Here is a 19,543-nt window from a genome sequence, read left to right on the forward strand (position 1 = left end):
CTAAATCATCCTATAGAGAAAAAATTTGCTTAGCCAAGTGAAAGTCTTCTGGTGATGCGGTTGTAGAATCCTCAGATGAAACCTTTCTTTTGAGAGGCGGGCGGTTGCCATCTATGAGTACCTATCTGAGTCGCTATATATTGAGCTGAAAGGTACTGAGAGAGGTACCCTATAAACGTGGCTTACACGGCCTTATTTAACAGCGTACAACCAAGGGAATCAAACTAAACGACTCTAGCCCTATGTACCCTACTGGGTAGTCTCTGCTTTTCATTTTTACGTGCTGGCGCTAGGGGAATACTGAAGCTGATGAAGGTATACCTCAAGAAGACCAGTTAAAGATGCCTAGAAGCCACTTTAATTCTATTGACAGACCACCCATAACAGACTTTAATAACGAAACCACTTAAAACAGACTAAGGCTACTCGTGATGACTATCGTTAGAGCTTACCTACGCGCCAGCACTACTGACCAAGACGCTAATAGAGCAAAGCGCCAGCTTCAAGATTTTGCTGAACAACATGGTTTTGCTATAGCGACCTATTACAGCGAGAACGCTTCAGGCTCTACGTTGGAGCGCCCTGAGCTTATGCGACTACTATCGGAAGCTGGCGCTGGCGATATTCTACTTGTTGAGCAAATAGACCGATTAGCACGCTTGAACCAAGATGATTGGCAACAGCTTAAGCAGCTAATTAACGCGAAAGGCTTAAAAATCGTTTCTCCTGAGCTTCCAACTTCTCATGCTCTACTGAATGAGTCTCAAGGTTTCACCAGTGCCGTTATGCAGGCGGTAAATGGTATGCTTTTGGATCTATTAGCAGCTACAGCAAGAAAAGACTACGAAGATAGACGACGTAGACAAGTTCAAGGTATCGAGAAAGCAAAGCAGTTAGGCAAGTTCAAAGGTCGCCAAGAAGATACCAAAAAACAGAATGCAGTTAAGGCAATGCTTAAAAGCGGTCATTCGTATAACGAAATTATAGAATCTGTCTCATGTAGTCGTGCTTTGGTTGCAAAAGTCTCAAAGAAGATCAAGGAAGATCAAAATAGTGTCGCTACTTAAGAGGGTTTAAGAGCTTTTGTTGGATACCCTCTAGGTAGGTATAGGGTGCCCCATTAAAATTGATTACACGGCCTCTATGACGGCATTAGAAGGTCTTTTAGATAGCTTTCTAAGTGGCCTCAAAAAAAGTGTTAAACACTAGCCCCCTACAAAACCCTGGGGGGTATTTTTCCTAAATCCATCAACCGTTGCATTACAAGGCTTACATTGGGATAAACACCTCTCTCGCTATAGGCTGGTTTAGGTTAAGCTATTGTAAATTTAACACTAACCATAAGAACTATAAGTCAATGCAATAAGAACCAATAGTAATCTCATAGCGAATGATATTTATTCTCAAAAAAGCTTGCAGCCCCCATATGATTGTGATTAACATTCATTATGAATTGGTGGGGCAGTAGCTACAACGCTATGGATTGAGCCAATTAAAATAAGTCAATCCAAACGCTGGGAACCTCAAAGCATCAAGTGCTTAAGTGACCAAGTGTTATTCCTACTCTCCTACATAAAAAATATGTTGTGGGGGGTAGGGGGGCATAACACTTGAGTTTCCTAAAGCATCAAATTAGACACCTCTTAATAACAACTTTAGTTTATCCTTAGTAGCTTTAGATATAAATCAATATAGAAATAACATAATTGGTTTGTATTTTAGTATACTAATGATTTTCTCTGGTTTTTTTATGTATTCAAATCTCAGGAGTTATTCAGATGAAAAAGCGTTCAGATGGTAAGAAAACCAATGCACGAAAAGACGCTAAGTTAGTATCAACGGTGAAAACATTGGTTGAATCCGGGCTTCCACCCAGGATGATTGCATTAGTATTCGATATTCGAGAATCAACAATTAGTCAGTATCGAACAAATGATCGACAAGCAGATGTAGTTCCGTTGTCATTAGCTGAAGCTAGGAAGAATCTTATCGAGCACATTGATGCAGCATTTGAAAGCCAGTTAGATTCTCATGTAGGAGACCAAGCAGCGTAAAAGCCTTAGCCTCATCAAGATACCCCATTGAAAATAAAAGCCTTCTTTCTAATCATCGATTTCAGAACCAGAAAAGTCTTTAATCATTCCTAGTGAAATAAGCCTTTTATAGACTTCTTCGGATTCTTTATCTCTTGGGCTTCCTGACAAAATATTTTCAATGCTTTCTTTAATTCTTAAAATTGAAACTCCAATTAACTGACCTTCAGATGAGCCTTGCCAGATACGATGTTGACCATGTTTTATTATATGGAAGTCAATTGATTCATAGTCTTCGTTATGATGAAAGTGAATGGTTAGTAAATGGTCGTACATTTCAATTTCTGATATGTATTTTTTGAAGAAAAAGTTTAGTTGTTCCCTTAGCTCTTTACTCTTAATTTTAGCTTCGATTGTGTCAGCAGCATCATAGCACAATACTTCAGTAATAATGCCTACAGCTACTTCATTTGCTTTTAGTGCAGTCTCTTGTAGATCTTCAATTTGTAGTAATGACTCTTCTTCATTATCTATTGATTTTAGAGTTGCTTCCCTTTCTCCTTCTTTTTGAGTTATGGAGGCCAGGATTGTACTAGGCGGGTTGTCGGTGCTTGCTATAATGTTCGTAAACCTAGTTAAGCTGATCTCAATTTCTTCTAAAGTTCCCCTTAGAGTCTCAATGCGTGCTTGCGTTGAGGCTCTTTTTTTTTGAATATTGCTTTGCTCTGGAACTAGCTCCATATAGTTAAGATTAGACAGCAAGCCTAATAGTGATTCTTCAGCGGCTAAGTAAGGCATAGATATAGCATCGCATTTACCGCCCGATCGAGACATTGAGCATCTAAGGTAAGTGCCTCCTTTTGGTTTAGAACCTTTGTTTATATAGTGTACTGGTGAACCGCAGTAGCCACATTTTATTATACCTTTAAACAGATTACTAAAGCGCTCTCCACTTCGCCCTCTTGTTTTTGGCCTTAATTTTTTTGATTTTGCTGAATAGAATTTTTCTTTCGTTATAGCTGCTGGATAGAATTCTTCTATAGGATCGCCATCTTCTTCATAAATGTACTTGTTGTTATTCTCATTCCAGACACCTTTTTTTGGCTGCATGGCTCCATAGGTTGATTTGTTGTTAAGTATTTTTTTGATGTAACTTGTATGCCAAAAATCGCTTCTGCCAAAAGTTGGAGTTTCTGTATTGTTTAAGTGTCTTGTTATGCTTGATGCGCCTGATCCTTTTTCAGACATTTCGAATATTTCTTGTATTACTCTTGCTCTTTCTTCAATAAGTTCATATTTATCGTATGTTTTCTTGATCCAAGCAGGACACATTGCTGTGTAAGGCTTCTTGCTTTTCTGTGCTTCATCTCTTTTGTTTTTCCAAACTTGTTTTATCCTTTCAGCTTTTGTCTTTGATTCTTCGTGAGCACGACTCATAACCATCAAAGAGCCAAAAAGTTCCATTGCTATAGTTTCTGAATTTTCTCGATAAATCTGGCCATCGGTAAGTGTTGCTATATTAACGCCTTTGTTAATTATTCCTAGAAAATGAGTTAATGCTAGATTAGGTTTTTCTCTACTTAGGCGGTCAAGCGACTCTACAATCAGGTAAGACCCTTTTTCAATTTTTCCCGCGTCAATTGCCTTTATGAATTCACCTAATGCCCCTTCGGAAGCATTTTCCCCTCTGTAGCCTGAGACACCCAAGTCAGAGTAGCCAGTCTCAACAAGCTCTAGGCCGTGTTTCTTGGCGAACTCTTGAGCGCCAACGGTCTGCCTTCTGAGGCTGTCACCGCTGGCCTGAGCTTTGCTGCTGAATCGTATGTAGCTGTACGCCTTTGTCATGCTCAATTTCTCATGGGGTTTAAACGGCTATAATAGCAGCAAATTATGGCCACCTGCGGCCGCCACTTCCAGCGCGCGGCGAGCCTGCTGCTGGCCGCGCACATCAGCTAAATCGGCAACGGGTGCTGTGGATCTCACCGAGGCAGACAGTTGATGAGGCGGTATTTTCTCTTGCCCCAGCAAATGAGCGACGACCTGCCACAGGGTGTCGGCGGGTAACACCGGTAAATCGCCTGCCAGCGCCGCTTCATCGGCGCAGGCGCGAGGAATAATCAGCGCCTTATTGGCACGCCGTGTAGCTAATGCAAAGGGGAGCACGCCGGGCACGGCGCGTAGTTTGCCATCTAGCGCCAGCTCACCGGCGCACTCCATGCCCTCTAGCGCATCCACGGGAATCTGGCCGGAGGCGGCGAGAATGCCGAGCGCAATCGGTAAATCAAAACGACCGCCCTCTTTGGGTAGGTCGGCGGGAGCAAGGTTGAGGGTAATTCGTTTGGTGTTGGGAAAGTCAAACCCTGCATTGATGAGCGCGCTACGCACCCGCTCGCGGCTCTCTTTGACAGCGGTTTCCGGCAGCCCCACCAGCGTAAGCCCCGGTAACCCGTTGGCTAAATGAACCTCTACGTGAACCGCCGGTGCCTCTAAGCCAACGCCTGCACGTGTGGCCACAATGGCTAATGTCATCGCGCTCCCTCGCTAAGTTTGCTAACTCCAATTATCCAGCCAACTTAGCGTATTTAGGCAACGCTGGGTAGAGTGACACCTTAAATGCGCGCGAGCCGCCACATAAAGTAAGCACCACCGATCAGTGAAGCGATCAGCCCTGCGGGGATTTCTTGTGGAAATAGCCACTGACGTCCAAGCCAGTCAGCACTTGTCATGATGAGCGCCCCGATTAACGCGGCGCTTAATAAATGCGCGCGGGCATGTTGAAACCCTAGCATTTTGGCAAGGTGCGGCGCGAGTAGCCCCACAAACGTCAGTGGGCCGACAACCAGCGTGGCACTAGCGGTGAGTAACCCCACCAGTGCGAGTAGCGAGAGACGGGCGCGGCGCAGGGGCAAGCCGATGGCGGTCGACGTCTCGTCGCCAAGCGGAAGAACCGCCAGCCAGCGGCAAAAGAGCAAGGTAGACGCGATACCGATAGCTGCGATCATGGCGATACTGATGGCGCCTGTCGGTGTGGCATAATATGTCGAGCCGGAAAGCCAAGCGAGTACCTGCTGGCCGCGGGGATCACCACCGGCAAGGATGTACGCGCGAACGGCATCAAAAAGCGCGGTGATGGCTACGCCGGTGAGCAGCAGACGGACAGGGGTAAACCCACTGCGGTAGTTAAACAGGATTAAAACCCCGAGCGTGACCAGTGCGCCGAGTGTACCAACGCCTAACAGCATGACGGGACTCGGTGAGGATACGGTGTAGATGGCGACGATCAGTGCGATGGCACTGCCACCGCTAACACCCAGCACCTCGGGGCTTGCCATCGGGTTGGAGGTCACGCGCTGCAAAAGCGTACCGGCGAGAGCGAGCAACACACCGCTGCTCGCGGCGGCCAAAAGGCGTGGCCAGCGCCATTGAAGCACGTCAACGCTGCCAGAATCGACCCAAAACCAGCCATTCGCTCCTTGGCCTAACAGCAGCGCAATCAATACGCTGAGTAGCGTTAGCCCCATGAGAATGCCGCTACGCCGACCTAAGTGGGGAGCGGCGTGCACCGGTAAACCCTGCGAAGCGCTAGGGGTAGTCAGTGATAACCGCGTAATTAACCACAGCAACAGCGGCGCTCCCAGCGCTGCCGTGGCTGCCCCCGTGGGGATTAACGTCGGCAGCATGTTGGGAATCTGTTGCAAGGCTAAGTCTGTGCTCGCTAAGAGCAAGGCGCCTAACAGCATCGCGTACACGACACGTTCGCCTAGGCGCCGGGCGCCCGCTAATCGGGCCAAGTTTGGGGCGGCTAAGCCTATAAATCCGATGATACCCACCACGCTCACCACGCAGGCAGTAATAAAAACCGCCACACCCAGCCCACCAACGCGAAGCACTTTAAGTGAAGCGCCAAGACTGCGCGCTGAAGCATCATCTAGCGTGAGTAGCTGCAGCGGTCGCAGCAGTAATAGAGCCGCAAAGATTCCGAGCAGTAAGCGAGGCCATAAGAAATTAAGGTCATTCCAGCCATTTTGCGCAAGCGACCCGGCTCCCCATATCAAAAGTCCCTTAAGCGCTTCTTGGTGAAACAGCAGCAGCACCATACCCAGCGCGCCAGCGTAGAGGTTCATCACCAGCCCCGCTAACACCACGACGGGGGGAGAGAGTTCGCTGCGCCAAGCGAGGAGAAACACGCCACCCATGGCAGCGGCACCGCCAGCAAGGGCCACCCATTCACGCCCCCAGTCCAACAGCCCAGGGGCGAATAGCGTGGCCATCATTAAACCGAGGTTGGCGCCGCTGGCTACCCCAAGCGTTGTCGGTGAGGCCAGCGGGTTGCGCAGCACCTGCTGCATCAATACCCCGGCTAACCCGAGGCCAGCGCCTGCCAGCAGGGCCATTGCAAGCCTTGGCCAGAAGCTAAAGTGAATCACCGCAAGCGTTGGCGTTAACGGCGCGTCTAGCGTCCAAAGCTGGCGAACCGCCTCGCCAAGCGGAACAGGGGAGAGTGCGGAAAGGGTGAGAAACGTTGTAAGCGCGGCTAACAGCAGCGTCAAAACCCTGGGGTGATAGCGGACGTTAAACGTCAGCACGTTAGTCGTCATGCGGTGCCTCCAGTGCGGACACCAGCGTGCGTGCAAAGCGCTGTGCGGAAGGCAGCGCACCAAAACTCCATACCGGCGGTAAGGTGATCACTCGCCCCTCGCGAACGCTGGGTAAGTGCTGCCACAGGCCGCTGTTGGCAAGCGCTGCCTCGACGCCAATGGGAAGTGGCTCGATCACCACCAGTTGGGCGTCCGGGTAGGCGGCTAAGGCGTCGATGCCGGCCAGAGAAAAGCCCCAGGCGTTGGTGGGAGCTTGCCAAGCATTGGCAATACCCAACTGCTCTAAAACAGCATGATAGAGACCATTTTTGCCAAATACTCGTACGTGACGCTCATCCATAAATTGCACCATCAAGAGAGGGGCTGTGGTCGGAGTGCGGTCTTTCAGACGGTCAAAGAGCGCCTTTGTTGCCGCAATCAGCGTTTCGGCTTGCCTCTCGCGGTCAACCCGCTCACCAAGCTTTCGTGTTAGCTCCTGCATCTCTTGCCATGTATCGCTGTCTGTCTGGTAAAGCGGCAGCGGCTCAACGGGAGCTATGCGTGATAGTCGCGCGGTCAAATTGCTGAACATGGGAGAGATAAAAATGGCATCAGGCGCTAAGTCGGCGAGTAGCTCTAGGTTGGGTTGGGTGCGCAACCCCAAGTCGACGACTGTTTCTGGGATACGCGGTTCACCGACCCAGGCATGGTAGGCATCGATTTGTGCCACGCCGCTTAACGGCGCCTCCAGCGCAATCAACGTTTCTGCGAGCGTCCAATCCAACGTTACCCACTGGGGCGATGCGGCATTGCCAAGGGGGCTGACGAGTGTAAGAACCCAACCCATTAATAAAACCGCGAAGTGACGTGGCTCTAGCGTGCGCATCAAGCCACCACGGCAATGGGATGTTCAGATGTGGGGTGAGGCACGATACGCATATCGAGGCCGTAAATAGCGTGTAAGGTCTCGCGCTGCATTAATTGTGCGGGGGTGTCATCGGCCAGGAGGCGTCCGCTATGCAGTGCGACCAGTCGGTCGCAGTAGCGGGCGGCCATATTAATATCGTGCAACACGATGATGACGCCTAAATCAAGCTCGTAGGATAGCCGCTGGATAAGGGCTAGCACGTCGACCTGATGGGCAATATCAAGCGCGGCGAGCGGCTCATCGAGTAGCAAAAATTGGCTGCCCTGGGCGAGTAGCATGGCGAGCCAAATGCGCTGCCGCTCACCTCCGGAGAGCGTATCCACCAGCCGGTCAGCCAGTGCCTCGGTGTGCGTGAGTGCCAGCGCCCGTTCGACGGCCTCGCGGTCTTTAGCGGTGTGTCGGCCTAACAACCCGTGCCATGGGTAGCGCCCCATAGCGACCAGTTCACGGCCGGTTAAGTGCTCGGTTGGGGGCAGGTGCTGAGGGAGATACGCTACCTGGCGGGCGAATTCACGTTGCCCCCAGTCGCTAATAGGCCGTTTGGCAAAACAAATATCGCCTTGAGAGGCATGCCGTTGGCGCGCCAGCAATTTTAGTAATGTGGATTTCCCCGAGCCGTTGTGGCCAATCAAACCGCATACTTGGCCAGGGAGGAAGGTCGTGGTGGTGGCGTGTAGCAGTACTTTGTCGGCAACCTGAAAGCCAGCCGCGTTCACTTCAAACATGGTGCCTCTCCTGCCCGGGGACTCAGCGATAGATAGATACATCAGCGGGGGAAGATTCTAGACGAATAAAAATATTTATCAAACTCATTATTATTTGTGAATTATTATCGTTGCAGGTGATTATGATAGTGATTACCATTTGCTTCTGGAGAAACATCATATAACGATACCGATAGAGGCCTAAGTCTCATGCTTGACCCTTTGCTCAAAGCTTCCCCATCAGCCCCTAATGTAACACCCCGTAAACCGCTGGTTAGCGCTATTCAGCATGCCCTGTGGATGTCTGCGGCCGGTTTCTTTGCCTTCGGTGCTTCGCCATTGTTAGCCCAAGAGAGCACCGCCGCGTTAGACACGGTGACCGTTCAGGCTGAAGCCCTTTCGGTCGTTACTGAGGGCACAGAAAGCTACCGTACGCCCCTTACCAGCACCGCCACTCGCCTTGATCTGACGCCCCGTGAAACGCCCCAGTCCGTGTCGACGGTAACGCGTGCCCAGATAGATGACTTTCAGCTAGATACCATCAACGATGCGCTCGAAAGCGTTCCCGGTGTGACGGTGGAGCGCTTGGAAACCGATCGTACTTACTATTCTGCGCGTGGCTTTGAGGTCTCTAACTTTCAAGTTGACGGCCTGCGTGTGCCGATGCCCTATAACAATGTTCATGGGGATATGGACACCGCGATTTACGACCGCATCGAAGTGGTGCGCGGTGCCACTGGGTTGATGTCTGGCTCAGGCAACCCGGCCGCGACGGTTAATTTTGTGCGCAAGCGCCCCACCGCTATGCCGCAAGCCTCTATCTCGGGCACGCTGGGGTCATGGGATCATCGTCGTTTGGACGTGGATGTTTCTGGGCCGCTGGATGATGCCGGTCGTATTCGTGGGCGGCTTGTTGCGTCGGGAATGCAGAGTGACTCGTACCTGGATCGCCTCAGCCGAGAGCGAGGGCTGCTCTATGGCGTGGTAGAAGCCGATGTGACGGATAGCACTCAACTGACCGTGGGGCATACCTGGCAGCAGAACAATACCGACGGCAATATGTGGGGGTCACTGCCTAGCTACGATTCAGCGGGCAACCCGACCAACTATGCACGCAGTACGTCCTCAGCGCCTGAATGGTCTTACTGGGACGTCGAAACCCATCGCAGCTTTGTCGAACTCACTCAGCAGCTCACCGATACGTGGTCGCTGAAAGGTACCGTGACGCATCTGGATATGCTCTCTGATACGCAGCTGTTCTATATTTATGGCGCGCCGGATGCAGCAAGCGGGCAAATCGACAGTAGCCAGTTGACCTTAAGCCAGTACGAGCGCCATCTGGAACAGTGGGTAGCTGATCTGCATGCCAAGGGCAATATGGAGGCTTTTGGACGCACGCATCAGCTAATGGCGGGTATCGACTGGAGTCAGAGTCGCAATCAGCAGGAGTCGCGTTATCCCACTTCGCCAGCCGCGACATCACTGCCTTGGCTTGATGAGTGGGATGGTCGTTATCCTGAACCCACCAGTTGGGTGACTTACCCTACAACGGTTGGCGATGCGACCATTAAAGAGCGCAGTATTTATGGAGCTGCCCAGCTGGATCTCGCCGACCGCTGGACGGGCGTTGCCGGTACCCGAGTAAGCTGGTTTGATACAACGGGAGAGCAGTACGGTGCCTCTCAAGCGACCGAATCGAATGGGGTTATCACGCCTTACCTGGGGCTGATTTATGATGTGACCGATAACGCATCGCTCTACGCCAGCTATACCGAGATTTTCTCCCCGCAAACCGAAATGGACCGCAGCGGTCAGTATCTCGATCCTATTGATGGCAAAGCTCAAGAAGTCGGCATTAAAGCGGACATGTTCAATGGCAGTGCCGATGCGTCGCTCGCCGTATTCCGTATCGAACAAGATAACGTGGCTCAGCTAGATGGAACGCTTCCTGATGGCACATCCGTTTATATTGGCGGTGATGGCATCACCAGCGAAGGCTTTGAAGCGACGCTCGCCGGTGAGCTAGCCCCCGGCTGGCAAGCAAGCGTCGGCTATACCTACCTTGACGTGGAAGATGCCGACGGCAACGCAGCCAACACCTATATTCCACGCAACATGGTGAGGGCTTCCACCAGTTACCGCCCGGCAACAATGGATCAGCTTAAAGTGGGCGCTCGGCTACGTTGGCAGGATGCGATTGAACGTGAGCAGAACTTAGCCGAAGGTGAGACGCGCCAAGATGCCTATGCGCTGGTCGATTTAATGGCTAGCTACGACTTTAGCGACCAGTTAACCGGCTCGCTAAACATTAATAATGTTACTGATGAGAAATACCACACCAGCCTCAAGTGGGATCAAAGCTTTTATGGCGCACCGCGTCATGTGATGGCAAATATCACGTGGCGTTATTAAATCCAAGTGGTTGTATCGTTACCTTCAAGCCCGTGCACTGCGCGGGCTTTTTTAGTTTCGACTTTTTAGTTTCGGTTTTTAGCTTCGACGCTTGCAAGCAATCGGGCAGTTATCGCAATAGCTAAGCGTCGGAACGCGATAGCATAGGCAGCAGAGGCGCCGTTGGCGTTTTCCATCGACGCCCTCGTTAACTGGTTGATAAAGATGGTTAAGTTGTCCATCTGGGCGTAGGCGTTTTGTCAAAATTGTATGGGCTTCATTCACACGCTGCGGCTCGGCGCTGGGATGAGCGGAGAGCAAGTGGGTGAAGTAATCAAAATAGGTGCCAGCGTTACTCCAAAACACCCGTGGGGCTACGCCGGAGATCGCCGCTAGCGTTTCAATTACCGGTGCAAGGTGTGCGTCTATCAGTGGAGAAAAGGCTGAAAAAGGATCGCTTGTTTGTTGCGCATTGCCTTCGTGGGCCAAGTGAAGGCGCTCGGTTCGGCTGTTATCAGAAAGATGCAAAGCCACTTGGTTGAGTGCTAAAGGAAGCTGGCGGCTTAGCAGAAGGTGAGCGGCCAGCGCTGGTGCAACCACGGCGCTGAAATGCCACCGCGACCACAGCGAGGCGCTGGCTTTTAGGTCGTCGCTTTTTAAATCAGCCGCACCAAAATGCAGCACGTGTTGGCGTAGCTGTGAGGCGTCCGACAGCGCTTCGCCTGGCAGTAGCGGTTCTGCGGGGAGTGGCCCGTAAGAGGGGGCGATAAACGCGCTGAGGGCGTCTTGATAGAGCCGCTGTAGTGCCGACATCTGCGGTCCTTGAGTAACCTAGGCAAAGATTTGCCGTTCGTTACAGTAGCAGGAGAAACGCAGTTGTCAATGATTGTGATTATTATTTGTACTAAGGGGCGGCGGCAAGCATATCAATGACCTGCCGCCTGGGAGAAGGGCTAACGCTCACTCTTCAGTGGTGTTTGGCTTCTTTGGCTGGCTGGGGGTTGTGGCGTCGGTGTGCTCAGGAGTAGGGGGCACCTCGGCTTCAAGCGGCGTGGTGGTGTTTGCCATAGAGGCTTCCACTGCTGCTTCAAGGCTGGCCACTTGGCGCTCCAGTGCTTCAACGCGGGAACGCGTGCGTTGTAGTACATCCATCAAAATATCAAAGTCTTCCCGTGACACCAGTTCCAGCCTATCAAAGGCACCGCGTACTACCTGCTGCACGCCTTTCTGAATATCTTCCGGGGCTTGGGACGCGTTCTGTAAACGATCCCCAATTTGCTGGGCTAAACGGCTAATGCGATCTTGAGGCATCATCGCTCTCTCCTTAAATGACCACGCATAAATGTGCACTGCTTATTAACAAGGATACGCAACCCGTCGTCGTTACGCATGTTTCGTTTGCAAATTAGCGTCTGGCATTGCTGTAACGACGGGCTGCATCAAAATAAAGCACATCGCTTTTATTGATGTTCATTTATGGTGCAAGCGGACAATAGTGAGTTCTGCTAAGCCTTCTTTGTCATCGAATAATCTTAAATTTTATGAAACAAACTGCTGACTTATAAGAAAAAAAAGTTGGGTGGCACGGTATGCGCATTACCCGGAGTAAGTAGTTAATCCGGGCGGCACTGCCGCTACCTAATCCAGCAGGGGAGATCCGGGATGAAACTCATCACCGCTATCATCAAGCCATTCAAGCTTGACGACGTTCGTGAAGCGCTCGCCGACAACGGCGTTCAGGGCATCACGGTAACTGAAGTTAAAGGCTTTGGTCGTCAAAAGGGGCATACCGAGTTGTACCGTGGCGCAGAGTATGTTGTCGATTTTCTACCCAAAGTAAAAGTAGAAGTTGCTGTCGACGATGCGCGTCTGGAAAGCGTTCTTGATGCTATTTGCAGCGCCGCTAACAGCGGCAAGATCGGCGATGGCAAGGTGTTTGTGACGCCATTAGAAGATGTGATCCGTATTCGTACCGGTGAGCGCGGCGCTGACGCCGTGTAAGTAATGCTTTCCGGGCTGCTTTTTACGTATAACTTCTCATAATACAACGGGGAACACCTCATGAATGAGTTAGCTGATTTGAGCTATGCGCTCGATACGTTTTACTTCTTGATTTGCGGCGTGCTCGTAATGTGGATGGCCGCTGGCTTCTCAATGCTTGAGGCCGGCTTGGTACGTTCGAAAAACACCGCCGAAATTTTGACCAAAAATATCGCGCTGTTTGCGATCGCTTGCACCATGTATTTGCTGGTGGGCTACTACATTATGTATTCCAGCAGCGCGGGTGGCTTCTTACCCAACCTTGGTTTCTTGATCGGCGCTGAAAACAGCGTAGATGCAGTGACCGCCGGTGGTGATGATGCGCCTTACTATTCAATGCGCTCTGACTTTTTCTTCCAAGTAGTGTTTGTTGCCACCGCCATGTCGATTGTGTCGGGTGCGGTTGCTGAGCGTATGAAACTATGGGCGTTCCTGGCCTTCGCGGTGGTGATGACGGCCTTTATCTATCCGGTATCTGGCTACTGGACCTGGGGCGGCGGCTGGTTGTCTGAGGTTGGTTATTCCGACTACGCGGGTTCCGGCATTGTGCACATGGCGGGTGCTGCTGCTGCCTTAGCCGGTGTATTGGTACTGGGTCCACGTAGGGGTAAGTACGGTAAAGATGGCTCTATTCATGCGATTCCTGGCGCCAATATGCCGCTGGCCACGTTGGGTACCTTCATCTTGTGGATGGGCTGGTTCGGTTTCAACGGGGGGTCTGAGCTGAAGATGTCCGATATCAGTTCTGCCAACAATGTTGCTCAGGTATTTGTTAACACCAATGCGGCGGCTGCTGGTGGCGTGCTTGCCGCACTGATTCTTGCCAAGCTGTGGTTCCGTAAAGCGGACCTTACTATGGCGCTTAACGGTGCGCTGGCGGGTCTTGTCGCGATTACTGCCGATCCGCTATCACCTTCAGCGCTAGGTGCTGCGGTGATTGGTGCGGTGGGTGGTTTGATCGTTGTATTCGCTATCATTTCGCTAGATAAACTCAAGCTTGATGACCCGGTCGGTGCGATTTCGGTACACGGTGTTGTGGGTATCTGGGGCGTGCTGGCGGTGCCGCTGACTAATGGCGATGCTTCTTTCGGCGCACAGTTAATCGGTATTGTGGGTATCTTTGGCTGGGTATTCCTGGCGAGCCTGGTGGTATGGCTGATAATAAAAGCTATCATGGGTGTCCGCGTTAGCGAAGAAGAGGAGTATGAAGGTGTCGACATCGCTGAGTGCGGTCTTGAAGCCTACCCGGAATTTAGCGTTAAGAAATAAGCTTGCGTTAATGAAATGAGTTGGCGTGCTCTTTTGGCCTCCCTAACCGGGAGGCCTTTTTGGTTTAGTGCATTCTCACTATCCATTAGCGTTGATTTTTTATTCTCTGCCGGTAGCGGTGTATGCTTAACGCTAACGGGCTTGGCTAACAGCAGTGGTCCGCCAACCTTCGACAATAGGCCACCAAGCTAGAGGATGTCGCAATGAAATTGATCTCAGCCATTATTAAGCCGTTTAAGCTTGATGACGTACGCGAATCACTCTCTGATATCGGCGTGCAGGGCATTACGGTAACGGAAGTGAAGGGCTTTGGCCGTCAGAAAGGCCACACAGAGCTATATCGGGGTGCAGAATACGTGGTAGATTTTCTGCCCAAAGTAAAACTGGAAGTCGCGGTAGATGACGACATGGCAGAACAGGTCATCGATGCCATCACTCAGGTTGCCAATACGGGCAAAATCGGCGACGGCAAAATTTTTGTGATGCCGCTAGAACAGGTGATCCGTATTCGTACCGGTGAAACTGGTAAAGACGCGGTTTAATCGCGACAGGCGCACAGCGGCTTAAAGTTACCAAAAGCCCCGCTAAACCGACGGTTTAGCGGGGCTTTGTTATCGTTGTTCGTTGGCGACCGCTTTTTAACTTGCTACTTGCGATTCTTTACCGTTGACGCGTTACTTTTCAACAAAAGCGCGCTCAATCACGTAATCGCCCGGCTCGCCCATCCGGGGGGAAATATTCAGGCCCAGTTCATCTAGCAGCGCGCTAGTGTCGTCGAGCATGGCGGGGCTGCCGCAGATCATCGCACGGTCTTGGCGCGGATCAATCGTTGGAAGACCGGTATCTTCGAACAGCTTGCCGCTGCGAATATGGTCAGTCAGGCGACCCATGGTGTGGAACTCTTCACGGGTGACTGTGGGGTAGTACACTAGTTTCTCAGCAATTTCTTCACCTAGGTATTCATGAGCAGGCAGTTCTTTGGTGATGAAGTCGGCGTAGGCCAGTTCGGACACCTCGCGCACGCCATGCACCAGCACGATTTTTTCAAACCGCTCGTACACCTCAGGGTCTTGGATCAGGCTCATAAACGGCGCCAGGCCTGTGCCGGTGGAAAGCATGTAAAGGTTACGGCCTGGTAGCAGGTCATCGCATACCAACGTGCCCGTTGGCTTGCGGCTGACCATAATTTGGTCACCGACCTGAAGGTGCTGTAAGCGCGAGGTGAGCGGGCCATCGGGAACTTTAATGCTGAAAAATTCCAGATGGTCTTCGTAGTTGGGGCTGGCAATTGAGTAAGCACGCATCAACGGTTTGCCGTTTACTTCCAGACCGATCATCACAAATTGGCCATTTTTGAAACGTAAGCTGCGTTCGCGAGTGGTGCGAAAGCTGAACAGCGTGTCGTTCCAGTGGTGAACGCTGAGGACTTCTTCTAGGGCAAACTTGCTCATGCTAACTCCTCTGGTGGGCAGAGTGGCCTAAGCCGTGTCTGCCATATTCTAAAAAAGCATAAAAAATGGGTAAATATGTTACCGCTAATTCTAAATAAAGAGAGTGTTATCTGTTAAGTAAATTATACTGATAACGCTTATCTAAAAAATAGATAGGTTGCCGAAACAAAATAGGTTGCCGAAACAAGATAGGCCGTTGCTATGCATTACACCCTGCGTCAGTTAGAAGTCTTTGTGGCAGTCGCTCAGCATGAAAGTGTTTCCCAGGCGGCGCGTGCCCTCGCTATGTCCCAATCTGCGACCAGCACGTCGTTAGCAGAGCTTGAACGTCAATTTGACTGTCAGCTTCTCGATCGCATGGGAAAGCGGTTGAAGCTTAATGCGCTGGGCTTTCAGCTGCTGCCTAAGGCAGTTGCCTTGTTAGACAGGGCGGAAGAGGTAGAAGAGCTGTTGCGGGGCCAGCCGGGCGTGGGCGCGTTGGATGTGGGCGCAACGCTAACTATTGGCAACTATTTAGCGACCTTATTGATTAGCGATTTTATGCAACGCTACCCTGGTAGTCGGGTGCGCCTTGCGGTGCGTAATACGCGTCATATTATTGAGAGTGTGCGCCAGCACTCGCTTGATTTAGGGCTGATTGAAGGTCTGTGTGACGACGATATGATTATTAGCCAGCCTTGGGTAGAAGACGAGCTATGCGTATTCTGCTCGCCGCGCCACCCATTGGCGGGTCGCGAGCATCTTGAGTTGGAACAGCTGTTACGTGAAGACTGGATTATGCGCGAAGAGGGCTCCGGCACTCGTATGACGCTTGAGCACGCTGCGCGACATCGGCGTAGTCGGTTTAATACCCTGCTGGAGCTTGAACATACCGAAGGCATCAAGCGGGCGGTGGAGTCGGGCTTGGGCATTGGCTGCATTTCCAGGTTAGCACTGCGTGATGCTTTCCGGCGTGGCAGTTTAGTGCCACTGCCAACACCGGAATTAGATTTAAAACGTCAGTTCACTTTCATTTGGCACCGCCACAAGTACCTCACTACGGGGGTGCGAGAGTTCCTACGACTGTGCCGAGAGATGACGGCGGGCGCCAAGCGCAGTGATGATATTCCGCTGCCGCCGATTCCCTAGCGGCTTAGCGTTGTAGCCCCTTGTGTTTCCACAACTACCCACCACTTAGTGCTGTGCCAGCGCTGGCGCAGGCAGTGTGTGCTGGCTCTGTGTGTGGCGGCCGTCATGTGTTTCAAGCGTGAAGCCACCCACCAGTGCATCAAGCCGGTCCGCCTGATCTTTAAGCTGTTCGGCGGCGGTGGTGGACTCTTGCACCAGGGCTGCATTTTGTTGGGTCATCTGATCTAGGTCGGTGACGGCAATGCTTACCTGACTGATACCGTCGTTTTGCTCTCTTGCCGCCGTGCTGATATCGCCCAGCATTTGGGTGACTCGCGTCACGCTTTGAGCGAGTTCATGCATGGCCGCTTCGGCATCACGCACCATTTGGGTGCCACTTTCCACCTTACCTGCCGAGGCATTGATACGTTGGCGAATATCTTTGGCGGCGTCGCTGCTGCGCGAGGCGAGTTTACGTACTTCATCGGCCACAACGGCAAAACCTCGGCCATGTTCGCCCGCACGTGCAGCTTCTACGGATGCATTTAGCGCGAGCAGGTTGGTTTGGAAGGCGATACCATCAATAACGCTGACAATGGTCTGAATTTCATCAGAATTGCTGCGAATATCCATCATCGTGGCGACCACTTGCTCAAACGCACTGTCAGTGCGAGACGCTAGCTCAGAGGCGGTTTGGGAAAGTCCGCTGGCTTCCTGAGAGGCGTGGGTGGTGTGTTCCACGGTGCTGCTGATCTCTTCCATGGCCGACGAGGTTTGTTGCAGGCTGGCGGCAGCCTGCTCGGTACGCCGTGAAAGATCGTGCCCTCCTTGGGTAATCTCGTTGGCCGCATGGTTGACTGCTTCGCTGCTGCGCCGTACATCCAGCAAGATGATTTGGATCTTCTCCGCGAAGGCATTGAATTGTTCTGCTACGGCGGCACTTTCATCGCGGCCATGAACCGGCAAGCGTTGGGTGAGGTCGCCATGCCCTGTCGCGATCTCTTCCATACGGCTGGCCAAGCGTTTAAGAGGACGTGCGATTCGCCCACCAATCCACCACAGTGCGCCGACACCAATGGCAGCCAGCAGTAAGCCCATCAGTGTCATGCCTAGCGTGTTTTGTTGGCGCTGGTTACTAAGCACGTCTTGCAACGCATTCAGTTCAGCCAGTACCACAGACTCAGGGAGCTGAAGTACCAGCACCCAGGGCTGACCATGATTGCCCAGGGCAATGGGTTGATAGCGCTGGAGCATACCGTCAGCCATGCTGCTATGGAGACTGCCCTGCGTTGCCGCTTGTTCAATGCCTGCCAATAGCGTGTCACTTAGCGAATCGCTGGCGGGCATCCCAAGGGCTTCTTCGCCAGCCGTGTCGGCCACCAAACCGCCGCGTCCTGCCACCAGCGTCATCCGGCCTGCGCCGTTATAAAGCATCTGGTTAGCATCGCTTAATAAAGTTTGGATAAAGTTAAGCGCCAGATCAACGCCTGCTACCCCGCGAAATTCGCCATCCACCACTATTGGTGCATTAAACGAGGTGACTATCTGGCTTTCGCCGCCGAAGTCGTACGCTGCCGGGTCGATAATACAGGGGGACAAGGTTTCGCGCGGGCACAGGTAATACTCACCCTCGCGCACGCCGCTTGCTAGGGGCGTTTCGCTTTCCATGTCCTCACCGAGCGGTAGTAGCGCCAGCTCGCCATCATCCGCACGGTACCACCAGGGCATAAAGCGGCCACTGTCGTCATGGCCGTAGCGCTCGTCACCCGCGTAGCGGGCGTCATCTCCAAAGGCATTGGGCTCCCAGCCAATATAGGCATCCAATAGATCGGGATTGTCGGCAACGGTTTGGCGGACTAGGTTGGATAGCTGCCGACGGCTTAGGTGTAACGCGCGAAATCCTTCTTCGTCTTCTGTGCCCATCAAGGCGTTGGTAGACGCCAGTTGTGACGCTAAGGTCATCGCTTTGTCCAACTCGCGCTGAATGCGCTGGCCTTCTGCATCGGCAATAGCGTTTAAGCGAGCATCTAGCGCGCTTTCCATGAGCTCACTGGTGTGGTCATCCACGGTTTGTTGGGTGTGAGCGGCGGCGATCAGGTTATACACCACCATGGCGGCCACAATAGCTAACAGGCAAGGGCCTGCTAGCGCCACAACAAAAGAGCGTAACGAGCGAAAGTGCATAATGTAATCCCTAGGCGAAAGGATAGCGTTGGCTGCCAGGTGCTTGATAGGAGACTTGCAAAGCAGGTATGGCGGTGTAGGGCAACTTAAAACTACGGATAGTCCCCGCGTTGTGTATCAGAGAGGTGCCATTAATAATTAAGGCCAAAATAAGGGTCGTTAAGGCAGTAAGTAAGATTCGTGCGCGAAGGGAGGAAAACATGGTCGCTCTCTAAATCGTCAGGGGTCAGACGACTATCGGCAAGAACGACCACTTCTTTAGTAGAATATTACGCTCAGTAGAATATGTTGCTTATTAGAAAAGCATGCTTGGTGGAAAAGAGAAGGTAACGTTGAGAACGTTAGCGTAAATCACTAACAGCGTTTTGAATATCGGCAAGCGACGCTTTACTCAAATCTTTTGAAAGCGTGTGAATGACCAGCTTGAGGGTGGTGTTATCGAGTTTTTCGCGCAGTAAGCCAAGGAATTTAGGCGGCGCGACCATAATGAGCTTTTCCATGCTGTTATCGACCCGTGCGCCATATAAGCGTTTGGCGACTTCTTTGGCGAACAATTCGTTTTCATGCTGTGAGGCAGCGCCCTCTTCTCCAGAGGAGCGCGATGACGTGGACGAGGACTCATGAACATCAGCCCCGCGGCGGTCGGTGATTAAATCTCCTTCGTGCAGCCTACCTGCTGCATGTACAAGGCTATCATGCTCAATGAGATTCAACGCATCGCGGGTAAAGATACGTGCGCGGGCGGCGTCAGCTACCACGATATAGGTGGTCATCGTCGTACGTCCTCCTTGTCGTTAATTACCCTCTAACCATGGCAAGCGTTTGCCGTTTGGTCAAACACTTGCGAAGCGTTAGAGTC

16 protein-coding genes and 1 pseudogene are annotated in these 19,543 nt (G+C 51.8%); 7 read left to right on the top strand and 10 right to left on the bottom strand.

Features of this window, described 5'->3' with window-relative positions; genetic code table 11:
• Positions 1–431: 431 nt before the first annotated feature.
• A complete protein-coding gene (locus tag ELY33_RS10610) occupies positions 432–1,067 on the top strand; it encodes a recombinase family protein (protein WP_126947808.1) in 636 nt (211 codons plus the stop codon).
• Positions 1,068–1,778: 711 nt separating this feature from the next.
• Entirely contained in the window at positions 1,779–2,054 is a 276-nt protein-coding gene (locus ELY33_RS10615; protein WP_126947810.1) for a hypothetical protein, read from the top strand.
• A 48-nt stretch (positions 2,055–2,102) separates the two neighbouring features.
• On the opposite strand, the gene ELY33_RS10620 is transcribed toward ELY33_RS10615, so the two are convergent.
• The 5 genes and pseudogenes from ELY33_RS10620 to ELY33_RS10640 all read right to left on the bottom strand — a co-directional run bounded on the left by ELY33_RS10620 (position 2,103) and on the right by ELY33_RS10640 (position 8,263).
• Positions 2,103–3,878 (bottom strand): recombinase family protein, encoded by a 1,776-nt coding sequence (locus ELY33_RS10620; RefSeq protein WP_126947812.1) that lies wholly within the window; start codon positions 3,876–3,878, stop codon positions 2,103–2,105.
• A gap of 36 nt (positions 3,879–3,914) precedes the next feature.
• Positions 3,915–4,562: pseudogene (locus ELY33_RS10625) on the bottom strand (magnesium chelatase domain-containing protein); the annotation flags it as partial.
• Positions 4,563–4,642: 80 nt separating this feature from the next.
• On the bottom strand, positions 4,643–6,631 hold the full coding sequence (fhuB, locus tag ELY33_RS10630; RefSeq protein WP_126947814.1) for a Fe(3+)-hydroxamate ABC transporter permease FhuB: 1,989 nt from the start codon (positions 6,629–6,631) through the stop codon (positions 4,643–4,645).
• Entirely contained in the window at positions 6,621–7,496 is an 876-nt protein-coding gene (locus ELY33_RS10635; protein WP_479694255.1) for an ABC transporter substrate-binding protein, read from the bottom strand. Before ELY33_RS10635 ends, fhuB begins: the two co-directional genes overlap by 11 nt.
• Complete coding sequence (locus ELY33_RS10640) at positions 7,496–8,263, bottom strand: ATP-binding cassette domain-containing protein (RefSeq protein ID WP_126947816.1); 768 nt, start codon at positions 8,261–8,263, stop codon at positions 7,496–7,498. Before ELY33_RS10640 ends, ELY33_RS10635 begins: the two co-directional genes overlap by 1 nt.
• Positions 8,264–8,452: 189 nt before the next feature.
• On the opposite strand from ELY33_RS10640, the gene ELY33_RS10645 reads away from it, so the two are divergent.
• Entirely contained in the window at positions 8,453–10,654 is a 2,202-nt protein-coding gene (locus ELY33_RS10645; RefSeq protein WP_126947818.1) for a TonB-dependent siderophore receptor, read from the top strand.
• Between the two features lie 78 nt (positions 10,655–10,732).
• Here the strand turns inward: ELY33_RS10645 and fhuF are convergent, their stop codons facing one another.
• Positions 10,733–11,446, bottom strand: a complete 714-nt coding sequence (fhuF, locus tag ELY33_RS10650) for a siderophore-iron reductase FhuF (protein ID WP_126947821.1) — start codon at positions 11,444–11,446, stop codon at positions 10,733–10,735.
• Between the two features lie 147 nt (positions 11,447–11,593).
• Complete coding sequence (locus ELY33_RS10655; protein WP_126947823.1) at positions 11,594–11,947, bottom strand: accessory factor UbiK family protein; 354 nt, start codon at positions 11,945–11,947, stop codon at positions 11,594–11,596.
• 348 nt (positions 11,948–12,295) lie between these two features.
• Here ELY33_RS10655 and ELY33_RS10660 point away from each other — a divergent pair, with 348 nt between their 5' ends.
• From ELY33_RS10660 to glnK, 3 genes are all read left to right on the top strand, one after another.
• The gene (locus tag ELY33_RS10660) at positions 12,296–12,634 is read left to right on the top strand and encodes a P-II family nitrogen regulator (protein ID WP_007112359.1); all 339 of its coding nucleotides are present in this window, start codon (positions 12,296–12,298) and stop codon (positions 12,632–12,634) included.
• A gap of 60 nt (positions 12,635–12,694) precedes the next feature.
• Entirely contained in the window at positions 12,695–13,942 is a 1,248-nt protein-coding gene (locus ELY33_RS10665; protein ID WP_126947824.1) for an ammonium transporter, read from the top strand.
• A gap of 203 nt (positions 13,943–14,145) precedes the next feature.
• Positions 14,146–14,484: a P-II family nitrogen regulator gene (glnK, locus tag ELY33_RS10670; protein WP_009098335.1), complete on the top strand. Its 339-nt coding sequence runs from the start codon at positions 14,146–14,148 to the stop codon at positions 14,482–14,484.
• Between the two features lie 132 nt (positions 14,485–14,616).
• Here the strand turns inward: glnK and ELY33_RS10675 are convergent, their stop codons facing one another.
• Entirely contained in the window at positions 14,617–15,393 is a 777-nt protein-coding gene (locus ELY33_RS10675) for a ferredoxin--NADP reductase (RefSeq protein WP_126947826.1), read from the bottom strand.
• 201 nt (positions 15,394–15,594) lie between these two features.
• On the opposite strand from ELY33_RS10675, the gene ELY33_RS10680 reads away from it, so the two are divergent.
• Positions 15,595–16,521, top strand: a complete 927-nt coding sequence (locus tag ELY33_RS10680) for a LysR family transcriptional regulator (RefSeq protein WP_126947828.1) — start codon at positions 15,595–15,597, stop codon at positions 16,519–16,521.
• A gap of 45 nt (positions 16,522–16,566) precedes the next feature.
• On the opposite strand, the gene ELY33_RS10685 is transcribed toward ELY33_RS10680, so the two are convergent.
• The gene (locus ELY33_RS10685; RefSeq protein ID WP_126947830.1) at positions 16,567–18,684 is read right to left on the bottom strand and encodes a methyl-accepting chemotaxis protein; all 2,118 of its coding nucleotides are present in this window, start codon (positions 18,682–18,684) and stop codon (positions 16,567–16,569) included.
• 341 nt (positions 18,685–19,025) lie between these two features.
• Positions 19,026–19,457, bottom strand: a complete 432-nt coding sequence (locus ELY33_RS10690) for a host attachment protein (RefSeq protein ID WP_126947832.1) — start codon at positions 19,455–19,457, stop codon at positions 19,026–19,028.
• Positions 19,458–19,543: the final 86 nt, after the last annotated feature.

Source organism: Vreelandella andesensis, assembly GCF_003989795.1.
GTDB lineage: Bacteria > Pseudomonadota > Gammaproteobacteria > Pseudomonadales > Halomonadaceae > Vreelandella > Vreelandella andesensis.

What these genes read in the sequence shown, in the direction of transcription:
- ELY33_RS10610 (WP_126947808.1), top strand. Translation starts at nt 432, where the DNA reads ATGACTATCGTTAGAGCTTACCTACGCGCCAGCACTACTGACCAAGAC.
- ELY33_RS10615 (WP_126947810.1), top strand. Translation starts at nt 1,779, where the DNA reads ATGAAAAAGCGTTCAGATGGTAAGAAAACCAATGCACGAAAAGACGCT.
- ELY33_RS10620 (WP_126947812.1), bottom strand. Translation starts at nt 3,878, where the DNA reads ATGACAAAGGCGTACAGCTACATACGATTCAGCAGCAAAGCTCAGGCC.
- fhuB (WP_126947814.1), bottom strand. Translation starts at nt 6,631, where the DNA reads ATGACGACTAACGTGCTGACGTTTAACGTCCGCTATCACCCCAGGGTT.
- ELY33_RS10635 (WP_479694255.1), bottom strand. Translation starts at nt 7,496, where the DNA reads ATGCGCACGCTAGAGCCACGTCACTTCGCGGTTTTATTAATGGGTTGG.
- ELY33_RS10640 (WP_126947816.1), bottom strand. Translation starts at nt 8,263, where the DNA reads ATGTTTGAAGTGAACGCGGCTGGCTTTCAGGTTGCCGACAAAGTACTG.
- ELY33_RS10645 (WP_126947818.1), top strand. Translation starts at nt 8,453, where the DNA reads ATGCTTGACCCTTTGCTCAAAGCTTCCCCATCAGCCCCTAATGTAACA.
- fhuF (WP_126947821.1), bottom strand. Translation starts at nt 11,446, where the DNA reads ATGTCGGCACTACAGCGGCTCTATCAAGACGCCCTCAGCGCGTTTATC.
- ELY33_RS10655 (WP_126947823.1), bottom strand. Translation starts at nt 11,947, where the DNA reads ATGATGCCTCAAGATCGCATTAGCCGTTTAGCCCAGCAAATTGGGGAT.
- ELY33_RS10660 (WP_007112359.1), top strand. Translation starts at nt 12,296, where the DNA reads ATGAAACTCATCACCGCTATCATCAAGCCATTCAAGCTTGACGACGTT.
- ELY33_RS10665 (WP_126947824.1), top strand. Translation starts at nt 12,695, where the DNA reads ATGAATGAGTTAGCTGATTTGAGCTATGCGCTCGATACGTTTTACTTC.
- glnK (WP_009098335.1), top strand. Translation starts at nt 14,146, where the DNA reads ATGAAATTGATCTCAGCCATTATTAAGCCGTTTAAGCTTGATGACGTA.
- ELY33_RS10675 (WP_126947826.1), bottom strand. Translation starts at nt 15,393, where the DNA reads ATGAGCAAGTTTGCCCTAGAAGAAGTCCTCAGCGTTCACCACTGGAAC.
- ELY33_RS10680 (WP_126947828.1), top strand. Translation starts at nt 15,595, where the DNA reads ATGCATTACACCCTGCGTCAGTTAGAAGTCTTTGTGGCAGTCGCTCAG.
- ELY33_RS10685 (WP_126947830.1), bottom strand. Translation starts at nt 18,684, where the DNA reads ATGCACTTTCGCTCGTTACGCTCTTTTGTTGTGGCGCTAGCAGGCCCT.
- ELY33_RS10690 (WP_126947832.1), bottom strand. Translation starts at nt 19,457, where the DNA reads ATGACCACCTATATCGTGGTAGCTGACGCCGCCCGCGCACGTATCTTT.